This is a genomic window from Mycobacterium sp. NPDC003449 (assembly GCF_053588415.1).
In genome coordinates this window covers 1-10,618 of the sequence record NZ_JBSFPX010000221.1, presented here as the reverse complement: position 1 = coordinate 10,618, position 10,618 = coordinate 1, and the positions used below count along the sequence as shown (strand labels likewise).

The following is a 10,618-nucleotide window of genomic DNA, read 5'->3' as shown; positions in this document are numbered from 1 at the left end:
CATGTACTCGATGGAGTCGGCAATGAGATCCCGTGACGGTAAGGAGTACAACATCCCGTTGTGCCCCATAGCGATACCGTCATCGACGGCGATGGTGTTGAATTCGCGAGGGATGCCACCGGCCGCACTGATCGCGGCGCCGACGACCCGGCCGACTGGCTGAAGGTGCGTATGACCGGGCACGAACTCAGCGAAGCTGTTCGCTACCGCAATGATCGGCTTCCCGAAGTCTTCGGCTGCCACGCCCGCCGCTCTCAGCAACGCCCGCGCACCGGCCATGTTACGACCGTGTGTGACAGTCCTCGAGCGCAGCGGAATGGATGAAGATGCCATCCGAACATCGTCGGTATAACCCGTGACCCAGAGAAGACTCCGCTACTACTAGTAGTGAGAGCACTAGTATTTCAGATGTGCTCAACCAGGAGGACCCCCGCGCCGAACTCGGCTCGTTTCTGCGATCCAGCCGCGAGAATCTGTCCCGCGCCGACTTCGGATTGCCGCCGGCTGGCCGCGGCCGCACGGTGGGCCTGCGTCGCGAGGAGGTGGCTTATCTGTCAGGAGTCAGTGTGACCTGGTACACCTGGCTCGAACAGGGCCGCGAAATCAACCCGTCTCGACAAGTCCTCGACGCCGTCAGTCGCACCCTGAGCCTCGACACCGCCCAGCACCGATACGTCCTGGCACTTGCCGGCTTTACCCCGGTGGCCGCACCCTCGCCCACGGACGTGGCCGATGCTCCCCCACATGTGCAGCGACTCCTGGACGCGATCGGCGACAACCCCGCCTACGCGCTTACGGCCGAATGGGGCATCGCCGGTTGGAACACCGCCTACCAGCGCCTGTATCCCGCTGTAGCGACCACCCCGCCGCAGGAGCGCAACCTTTTATGGCTGGTCTTCACCGATCCGTCGGTGCGAAATCTGCTCGCCGATTGGCGGGACACCAGCTCGCGTTTCCTGGCCGAATTTCGCGCCGAAGTCGGCCCGCGGTTGAGCAACCCCGGCATCTTCGAGTTGGTGAACCGAATCGCCGGCGCCAGTGACGAGTTCCGTGACGGCTGGAAACGCCACGACATCTGCGGCTTCGAGTCACGCGAGCGGGTGTTTCACCATCCGGAGTTCGGCACCGTGCGGTATGAGCACCACCAGCTACGACCGTCGGATCAACCGGAGTTGCAACTTGTCGTCTACACACCAGCCGAGCCAGGCCAGTAGCGTCGAGGAAACTCGGCTTTACCTCTCGCGTAGTCGCACGTGACCGGGACCGAGATCGGCCACCGCCGCGACACCGATCAGGCTCATGGCGCGGCTCAGCTCGTCGGTCAGCAGGTTCAGCACGGCCGCCACTCCTCGCTGCCCGCCGACCATGAGGCCGTACAGATAGGCGCGGCCGATCATCACGGCCCTGGCGCCGAGCCCGAGCGCGGCCGCGATATCGCCACCGCAGCGAATCCCCGAGTCGAGGTACACCTCCGCCTTGTCGCCCACCGTACCCACCACCGCGGCGAGCAGTTCCAACGGCGCCGGCGCCCGGTCGAGCTGGCGGCCACCATGGTTGGAGAGCACCACGGCGTCGGCACCCGCATCCACGGCCGCGACCGCATCGCCCACCGACAGCAGACCCTTGGCGATCACCGGCCCCGGCCAGCGTTCCTTGAGCCAGGTGATGTCGGTGGGCCGGATCGCCTGCTCGCGCAGCTCATTCGACATCCCCCACCGCGCGTACTTCGACCCTTCAGGGAAGGTGGCGAAGCGCAGCGGCTCGGTGCTGAGGATGTTGGCCACCCAGCCGGGATGCCGCGCCAGCCCGGCCATGGTCCTGGCGGTGAGCTGCGGGGGGATCGCGAAACCGTTGCGCTTGTCCATCCGCTTGAAACCCGAGATGGACGTGTCCACGGTCAGCACCAGGGCCTCGTATCCACACTCGGCCGCCTCGGCGAGGTGGGCCTCGCTGACCGACCGGTCCTTCATCAGATAGACCTGGAACCAGTTCCGCCCACCCGGCGCGGCCGCCGCCGTCTCACCGATCGAGGTCGTGGCGTAGGTCGAGAGCGTGTACGGCACCCCCGCCGCCGCGGCCGCCGCGGCCACGGCCCGCTCCCCACTGTGGTGGCTGAGGCGGGTGTAGCCGGTGGGCGCCATGATGATCGGCGCCGCCGCGGGCCGCCCCAGCAGCGTCGTCGACACATCGGGCGCGGTCACCGCACCGAATGCGGTGGGCCGGAACTCGACCCGCTCGAAGGCCTCGCGGTTGCGGGCCATGGCGATCTCCCCGTCGGAGCCGCCGTACACGTAGTCCCACACCGCGGGTGGAACCCGCCGCCTGGCCAGCCGTTCGAGATCGTCCACGCTCAGGCACCGGGCCAGCCTGCGCCCGACCGGCGTCCGGGGCAGCGGCCGGGTCTTGAGGAAAGGCTCCAGATCACGCCACCGGGGCACCTGACGACGAACCTGTGGACGCGGCGCGGACGTTGACAGGGTCGACCCCTTCCACCGGCTTATGTAATGACTTTCAAACACATCATATAAGTAGGCGTCGGGTCACGACCGCACGCGGGTGAACCGGTGCAGCAACCAGGCCGCCGGGACGGTGAACACCATGGTGAGCCCGAACAGGTTGACGATCGAGCCGGTGTAGACCGGATCGCGCAGCAGCTCCACCATCACCAGTTCCATGATCATCAGGTGGATGAGGAAGATCTCGTAGGAGATCTCGCCGAGGAACACCATCGGCCGGCTGGCCAGGAATCGGGTGTACCAGCCCCGGTCACCGAGCGCGGCCGGCGCCACCAGCAGGGCCGCGATCAGCGCGTAGAACCCGGTCTTGAACAGCGCCTCACTCAGCCCGGCCGGCGAGGTGGTGGGCTCACCCGCGATCGGCGTGGACGCGATCAGGTAGCTGACCACCGCCAACGGCACACACACCATGGCGTACCCGCGCACCCGCATCTGCTGCAGCACCGCCAGCGCCATACCGGCGACGAACCAGGCCAGATAGGTCGGCAACCACAGCGGGGCGCCATCGGGCAGCACCGTGGTGTCGTGCACGGCCGTCAGCCACACCGGGGACACCGCGGCGGTCAGCGCCAGCCCGCCCAGCAGCAGCCACGGCCGCCACCGCCGCCGGCACAGCACCACCAACAGCAGATACGCCAGTAGCGGCAGCGCCACGTAGAACGCCGCCTCCACGGCCAGGCTCCACATCTGGGTCAACCCCTGGTGCAGGAACGAGAACAGATAGTGGTCGGTGTAGATCTGGGTCAGCGTCAGGTTGCGGAACAGCCCCTCCCAGGTGTGCCCGGGATTCGGCCCGGCCGTACGGAAGTGGTAGAGCAGGTAGGCCGCCAGGACCGTGACGACATATGCGGGCATGATGCGCCGCACCCGGTGCCACGCGTAGCGACGCACCGACGGCGGGGCGGATTGCGTCGCAACCACTGGATCTGATGCGCGGCTCGCCGCGGCTACCCACGGCCGGAACAACAGAAACCCGCTGAGCACGAAAAAGATCGGCACACCGATCTCGGCGCGGGAGAGCACGAGACCGTAATAACCCTGCGGGTACTTGCCGGTGGTGTAAGCCGCGTGGGTCACCACCACCAGCAGCGCGGCCACCGCACGGATACCGGTGAGCGAGGCGACGCGACGCGATGCCGGGACCGATGCGTCCACCGATTCGAGACCACCCTGCCCCACCGACCGCTTGGCGCTGCGCGACAGGGTCACTTGGCCTTGTGGCGGGGCTTGCCCGAGCCCCCCGGTCGGTCTCGGTGCTCCGGACGGTCGCGACGCGCACCGCGGTCCGGCTGCAGGTTGATCAGCACACCCGAGATCCGGGTGTGCTCCAGCGCTTTGAGTGTCTTGTTGGACAACTTCTCCGGCAGCTCGACCAGCGAGTGGTCCAGCCGGATCGTGATGTGGCCGAACTCGTTGCGGTGCAGCCCGCCCTCGTTAGCGATCGCGCCCACGATGTGACCGGGGCCGACCTTGTGCCGCTTGCCGACCGCGATCCGGTAGGTGGCCAGACCCTCGCGCGGCGGACGCTCCTTGCGCGGCCGCGCGCCACGGTCGTCGTCGCGGCGGTCGCGGCGCTTTTCCGGCGGCGGCTCGACCATGAGGAACTCGTCACCCTTGCGCGACTGCAGCGCCAGCGCGGCCGCGATATCTGCCAGCGGCACATCGTTCTCGCGCTCGTAGTCCTCGATCAGGCGACGGAACAGTTCGATGCTGGGTGAGTTGAGCGATTCGGAGATCGAATCCCGGAACTTCGCCACCCGCTGGGCATTGACGTCGTCGACACTGGGCAGGTCCGCCTCGATCAGCTTGGACCGGGTCGCCTTCTCGATCGACTTGAGCAGGTGGCGTTCGCGTGGTGTGACGAACAGCAGCGCGTTGCCCGACCGGCCGGCCCGCCCGGTGCGGCCGATGCGGTGCACATAGGACTCGGTGTCGTGCGGAATGTCGTAGTTCACCACATGCGAGATCCGCTCCACGTCGAGACCGCGGGCCGCGACATCGGTGGCGATCAGGACGTCGACGGTGCCATCCTTCAAAGCGGCGATGGTGCGCTCCCGCTGCGCCTGCGGGATGTCGCCGTTGATCGCGGCCGCGGCGAACCCCCGCGCCTTGAGGCGCTCGGCCACCTCCTCGGTGGCCTGCTTGGTGCGGACGAACACGATCATCGCGTCGCCCTGTTCGACCTCAAGCACCCTGGTCAGCGCATCCATCTTGCGCGGCCCGGCCACCTGGATGAAACGCTGCGAGATGTTCTCGGCGGTCTGCGTTTTCGCCTTGACCGTGACCTCGACCGGATCGTGCAGGTACTTGGTGGTGATCTTGCGGATCGCGGGCGGCATGGTCGCCGAGAACAGCGCCACCTGCTTGTACTCGGGGGTGTCGGCGAGGATCCGCTCGACCTCCTCGGCAAAGCCCATGGTGAGCATCTCGTCGGCCTCATCCAGCACCAGATAGTCGAGGTCCGACAGGTCCAGCGTCCCCTTTTCCAGGTGGTCGATGACGCGGCCGGGGGTTCCGACCACCACCTGGGCGCCGCGCCTGAGCCCGGCCAGCTGGGGGCCGTAGGACGAGCCGCCGTAGATCGCCAGCACGTTGACCGTGGGCAGGTGCGCGCCGTAGCGGCCGAACGCCTCGGCGACCTGCAGCGCCAGCTCACGCGTCGGCGCCAGGACCAAGGCCTGGGTCTTGCGGCTCTCGGTGTCGATCTTGGACAGGATCGGAATGGCGAAGGCCGCGGTCTTACCGGTGCCGGTCTGCGCGAGCCCGACCACGTCGGAGCCGGCCAGCATCGCCGGAATCGTGGCCGCCTGGATCGCCGAGGGCGACTCGTATCCGACGTCGGTGACGGCCTGCAGCACCGCGGGGTGGATCTGCAGGTCGGCGAACGTCGGATCGGAATTCGCCGGATCCGAGTTGGTGTCCGGGCTCGGATCCGGATATGGCGAGGTCATCGAATCAAGAGTCTAGTGCCAATCGGACACTCATCCCGCCGCGCGCCTGCCCGGACAGCCAGCCCGATCACGGTAGGTTGCCCAGTTGTGAAGCACGCCCTCGTCATCTCGGTGGCCGTGGTCACGCTCGCCGGCTGCGGGTCGGGCGACTCGACCGTCTCCAAGACCCCTGAGGCCACCGCGAATCCGGCGACCACCGCCGCACCGAATCCGTCCAAGCCGCTCGCGGCACCACCGCCGAACGCCGAAGCCGACCCGTGCGCGGTCAACCTGGCGGCACCCGAGATCGCCAAGTCGGTCTCCTCGCTGCCCCGCGACCCGCGCAGCAACCAGGCCTGGAGCCCCGAGCCGGTGGCGGGCAACTACAACAAATGCGCACCGCTCTCGGTGGTCATCGTGCGGGCCAACACCAATGCCGAGCACCCCAACACCAGGGCCGTCATGTTCCACCTGGGCAAGTTCATCCCGACCGGGGTGCCCGACACCTACGGCTTCAACGGCATCGACAAGACCACCACCACGGGCGACACCGTGGCCCTGCAGTATTCCGGCGGGTTCCACGGGCTGGCCAGCATCGTGAAATTCCGGTGGAACGGCAGCGGGGTCGAGCTCATGGGCAACGTCGGCTGAGCCGGCCGCGAGAGTGAAGGCAGGGTCGCTCAGACCGCCGCTTTACAGCCATGGCTTCACTTTCACGAGAAACTCGGCTGGCCCTGTGGATAACTCCCGAATTGCACCAGCACGGGCCCGCCCACTGTCGGGACATCCGCTGACGATCACTGCATGCGGACGATATTCGTGGGCAGCGAAGCCGTGGCCCGGGGCGAACTGACCAGGGGGCGGTTGCGGTCGGCGTACCGACCGATGTTTCCCGACATCTACCAAGCGCGGACGGCCCAGCCGTCGTTGTACGCGAGCACCGCCGGCGCGTGGCTGTGGTCGGGGCGGCAGGCGGTGGTCACGGGCCGGGCCGCGGCCGCGCTGCACGGCGCCCAGTATGTCGACGCGGACTCCCCGATCGAACTCGTGTGGCAGAACAACCGCCCGCCGCGCGGCATCGTCACGCACCGTAGCCGGATCGGCGACGACGAGGTCATCCGCATCGATGGAATGTCGGTCGCCTCCGTCGAGCGAACCGCATTGGACCTCGGCAGGTATCTGCCCCGCGGGCAGGCGGTCAGGCATCTCGACGCGCTGGCCCGGGCCACCGGCCTGACCGATGACCAGGTCGGCCCGCTCGCCGAGCGCTACCGGAGCTCCCGCGGTGTCCGACGCGCACGGCAGGCACTCGCACTGATGGACCCCGGCGCCCAATCGCCGCGGGAGACCTGGCTGCGCCTGCTGGTGATGGATGCCGGGTATCCGCGGCCACTGACCCAGATCCCGGTGTTCGAGCCCGACGGCTTCCCGTTCGCCTACCTCGACATGGGCTGGGAGCACCTGATGATCGGCCTGGAGTACGACGGGAAACAGCATCAAACCGATCGGGCCCGCTATGTGTGGGACGAGCGACGGCTGCGCCGCATCCAGAGTCGGGGATGGTTGCATGTCCGGGTCATCAAGGAGGACCGGCCCCGTGACATTCTCCAGCGGCTGCGCGAGGCGTGGGCACGCCGCGAGAGTGAAGGCAGGGTCGCTTAGCGGGCGCGTTCACAGCCATGGCTTCACTTTCGCGGGCACGACTCGTCGGTGCGCTCCCCTAGGCTGGCCACGTGTTCGTCACCGACGACGGGGTTGTCATCTACAGCGCGTCGGACCTCGCCGCGGCCGCCCGTTGCGAGTACGCCCTGCTGCGCTCGTTCGACGCGAAACTCGGCCGGGGCCCCGCCGTGTCGTCCGAGGACGAATTGCTGGCCCGCACCGCACAACTGGGCGGTGAACATGAGCAGCGCCACCTCGACGAGCTGCGGGCCGACGCCGGCGCGACGATCATCGGCAGGCCCGCCTATACCGTCGCCGGGCTGACCGCGGCCGCCGAGGCCACCCTGGCCGCGGCGCGGGACCGGGCACCGGTGATCTATCAGGCCGCGATGTTCGACGGCCGGTTCGCCGGCTTCGCCGATTTCCTGGTGCACTCCGACGCCCCGGACGGGCCGCGCTACATCCTGCGCGACACCAAGCTGTCGCGTTCGGTGAAGGTCGAGGCGCTGCTGCAGCTGGCCGCCTACAGCGACACGCTGGCCGCGGCGGGCGTCCCGGTGGCCCCCGAGGTCGAGCTGGTGCTCGGCGACGGCGCCGTCGCGACCTATCCGGTCGCCGAACTGCTCCCGGTGTACCGGCCGCGCCGCGCGGCGCTGCAACGGCTGCTCGACGACCACCTGGCCGCCGATGCACCGGTCAGCTGGGAGAACCCCGACATCCGGGCCTGTTTCCGCTGCCCGGAATGCGCCGTCCGGGTGCGCGAGCACGACGATCTGCTGCTCGTCGCCGGGATGCGGGTCAGCCAGCGGGCCCGGCTGATCGACGCGGGCATCACCACCGTGGACGCGCTGGCCGCGCACCGGGGCGGCGTGCCCGAGCTGTCCACCCGTGCCGTCGCGGCGCTGACCGCCCAGGCGCGGCTGCAGGTCGCCGACCGGGTCGACGGCAAGCCGCCATTCCAGGTACTCGATCCGCAGCCGCTGACGGTACTGCCCGACGCGGACCGGGGTGATCTGTTCTTCGACTTCGAGGGTGACCCGCTGTGGACCGTCGACGGCCGGGAGTGGGGCCTGGAGTACCTGTGGGGCGTCCTCACGATGAACGACGAGTTCACCCCGTACTGGGCGCATGACCGGGCCAGTGAACGCCAGGCGCTCGTCGACTTCCTCGCCATGGTGCGCAAGCGGCTGAAGCGCTACCCCAGCATGCACATCTACCACTACGCGGCCTATGAGAAGAGCACGCTGCTGCGGCTGGCGGGGCGCTACGGCGTCGGCGAGAACCAGGTCGACGACCTGCTCCGAAACGGGGTGCTCGTCGACCTGTACCCGTTGGTGCGCAAGAGCATTCGTGTCGGCACCGAGAGCTACAGCATCAAGTATCTCGAACCGCTCTACATGGGCAACGAACTGCGCAGCGGTGAGGTCACCACGGCCACCGACTCCATCACCCAGTACTCCAGGTACTGCGCGCTGCGCGAGCAGGGCAACGCCGCCGACGCGGAGGTGGTGCTCAAGGAGATCGAGGACTACAACCGCTACGACTGCCGGTCGACGCGCCGGCTGCGCGACTGGCTGGTGGCGCGCGCCATCGAATCCGAAGTGCCGCCGCGCGGTCCACAACTCGTGCGCGTCGAGAACGAGCCGGCCGTCGAGGTCTCCGACGATCTGGACCGCAAGCTGATGAAGTTCGCCGGCGACGGGGTCGCCGAACGCACGCCCGAGCAGACCGCCGTCGCGATGCTCGCCGCCGCCCGAGGTTTCCACAAACGCGAGGACAAGCCGTTCTGGTGGGCGCACTTCGACCGGGTCAACAATCCGGTCGACGAATGGGCCGACAACTCCGGCGTATTCATCGCCGAACGGGCCGAGATCGTCAACGACTGGCACCAGCCACCGAAGGCCCGCAAACCCCAACGGCACATCCTGCTCACCGGCGAGCTGGCCAACGGCGAACTCGCACACGATATGTACGCGCTCTACGATCCGCCCGCGCCGGCCGGTCTGGCCGACGATCCGGACCGCCGGGCGTTCGGATCGGTCGCGGTGCTCGAATGCGACGACCCCGACGTGCCAACTCAGGTCATGGTCTGCGAGCGGCAACCCAAGGACGGCGAGGTCTTCGACCGGCTTCCGTTCGCGCTGGCGCCCGGCCCGCCGATCAACACCCGCCCGCTGCAGGAATCCATCGAGGCCACAGCGTCATTGGTCGGCGCCGGGCTGCCCGGCCTGCCCGCCGATGCCGTGACCGACCTGCTGCTGCGCCGGCCGCCCCGCACCCGCGGCGGTGGCCCGCTGCCCCGGGGCGACCAGCCGGTCGCGGCGCTGATCACCGCGGCTCTGCTGGACCTGGATTCCTCCTACCTGGCGGTGCACGGCCCGCCCGGCACCGGCAAGACGTTCACCTCGGCGCAGGTGATCGCGCGCCTGGTCGCCGAGCACGGCTGGCGAGTCGGGGTGGTCGCGCAGTCGCACGCCGTCGTCGAGAACCTGCTCGACGGCGTCGTCGCGGCCGGAGCCGACCCGCACCGGGTCGGCAAGAAGAAGGGCCATCCCGATGCGGTGTGGGCTCAGGTGGCCGAGAAGGACTACCCGGCGTTCATCGCCGACGACGCGGGATGCGTGATCGGCGGCACCGCATGGGATTTCGCCAACCACACCAGGGTGCCCCGGCAGAGCCTCGACCTACTGGTGGTGGAGGAGGCCGGGCAATTCAACCTGGCCAACACCATCGCGGTGGCCTCGGCGGCGCGCAACCTGCTGCTGCTCGGCGACCCCCAGCAGCTCCCGCAGGTCAGCCAGGGCACCCACCCCGAACCGGTCGACGAGTCCGCACTGGGGTGGCTGGTGGACGGGCACCACACGCTGCCGCCGGACCGCGGCTACTTTCTCGACGTCTCCTACCGGATGCATCCCGCGGTGTGCGGGCCGGTGTCGCGGCTGTCCTACGACGGCCGGCTGCACTCGCACGAGGCGGTCAGCGCAGCGCGGCGCCTGGACGGGGTCACACCGGGACTGCGGGTGCACACGGTGGCACACCTGGGCAATTCGACCGACAGCCCCGAGGAGGCCGACGCGATCGTCGCCGAGATCACCGGGCTGCTCGGCACCCCGTGGACCGACGAGGGCGGCACGGTGCCGCTCGACCAGCAGCACATCCTGGTGGTGACGCCCTACAACGCCCAGGTGGTGCTGGTACGCAGGCGCCTGGAAGCCGCGGGCCTCACCGAGGTTCAGGTCGGCACGGTCGACAAGTTCCAGGGCCGCCAGGCCCCGGTGGTATTCGTATCCATGACGGCGTCGTCGATAGACGACGTCCCGCGCGGAATCGGCTTCCTGCTCAACCGGAATCGTCTGAACGTGGCGATCAGCCGGGCCAAGTACTCGGCGGTCATCGTGCGGTCGGAGCACCTGACCGACTACCTACCCGGCCAGCCCGACGGGCTGATCGACCTCGGCGCCTTCCTGGCGCTCACCGCGCCGTCTCAGTCGTCGCCGGGGCGGGAATGCC

General features: G+C 68.6%; 8 protein-coding genes. 4 read left to right on the top strand and 4 right to left on the bottom strand.

Features of this window, described 5'->3' with window-relative positions:
- Positions 1-333 (bottom strand): dihydroxy-acid dehydratase domain-containing protein (locus ACWDTP_RS33730; RefSeq protein ID WP_450027570.1); only part of this gene is annotated, 333 nt, incomplete at its 3' end.
- Positions 334-410: 77 nt separating this feature from the next.
- On the opposite strand from ACWDTP_RS33730, the gene ACWDTP_RS33725 reads away from it, so the two are divergent.
- Entirely contained in the window at positions 411-1,214 is an 804-nt protein-coding gene (locus ACWDTP_RS33725; protein ID WP_450027569.1) for a helix-turn-helix transcriptional regulator, read from the top strand.
- A gap of 18 nt (positions 1,215-1,232) precedes the next feature.
- Here ACWDTP_RS33725 and ACWDTP_RS33720 read toward each other — a convergent pair whose 3' ends face one another.
- From ACWDTP_RS33720 to ACWDTP_RS33710, 3 genes are all read right to left on the bottom strand, one after another.
- Positions 1,233-2,438, bottom strand: a complete 1,206-nt coding sequence (locus tag ACWDTP_RS33720; protein ID WP_450027568.1) for an alpha-hydroxy acid oxidase — start codon at positions 2,436-2,438, stop codon at positions 1,233-1,235.
- Between the two features lie 102 nt (positions 2,439-2,540).
- Positions 2,541-3,725 (bottom strand): acyltransferase family protein, encoded by a 1,185-nt coding sequence (locus ACWDTP_RS33715; protein ID WP_450027567.1) that lies wholly within the window; start codon positions 3,723-3,725, stop codon positions 2,541-2,543.
- A complete protein-coding gene (locus ACWDTP_RS33710) occupies positions 3,722-5,467 on the bottom strand; it encodes a DEAD/DEAH box helicase (protein WP_450027566.1) in 1,746 nt (581 codons plus the stop codon). The genes ACWDTP_RS33715 and ACWDTP_RS33710 overlap by 4 nt, the downstream gene beginning before the upstream one ends.
- An 87-nt stretch (positions 5,468-5,554) precedes the next feature.
- Here ACWDTP_RS33710 and ACWDTP_RS33705 point away from each other — a divergent pair, with 87 nt between their 5' ends.
- The 3 genes from ACWDTP_RS33705 to ACWDTP_RS33695 all read left to right on the top strand — a co-directional run.
- The gene (locus ACWDTP_RS33705; protein ID WP_450027565.1) at positions 5,555-6,097 is read left to right on the top strand and encodes an LppP/LprE family lipoprotein; all 543 of its coding nucleotides are present in this window, start codon (positions 5,555-5,557) and stop codon (positions 6,095-6,097) included.
- A 153-nt stretch (positions 6,098-6,250) separates the two neighbouring features.
- Positions 6,251-7,108 carry a hypothetical protein gene (locus tag ACWDTP_RS33700; protein WP_450027564.1) on the top strand — a complete coding sequence of 286 codons (858 nt, stop codon included), beginning with the start codon at positions 6,251-6,253 and terminating at the stop codon, positions 7,106-7,108.
- A 71-nt stretch (positions 7,109-7,179) separates the two neighbouring features.
- Positions 7,180-10,618 (top strand): TM0106 family RecB-like putative nuclease (locus ACWDTP_RS33695; protein ID WP_450027563.1); only part of this gene is annotated, 3,439 nt, incomplete at its 3' end.

Excerpts from the sequence above, each read along its gene's own strand:
- ACWDTP_RS33700 (WP_450027564.1), top strand. The coding sequence starts at position 6,251 with ATGCGGACGATATTCGTGGGCAGCGAAGCCGTGGCCCGGGGCGAACTG.
- ACWDTP_RS33710 (WP_450027566.1), bottom strand. The coding sequence starts at position 5,467 with ATGACCTCGCCATATCCGGATCCGAGCCCGGACACCAACTCGGATCCG.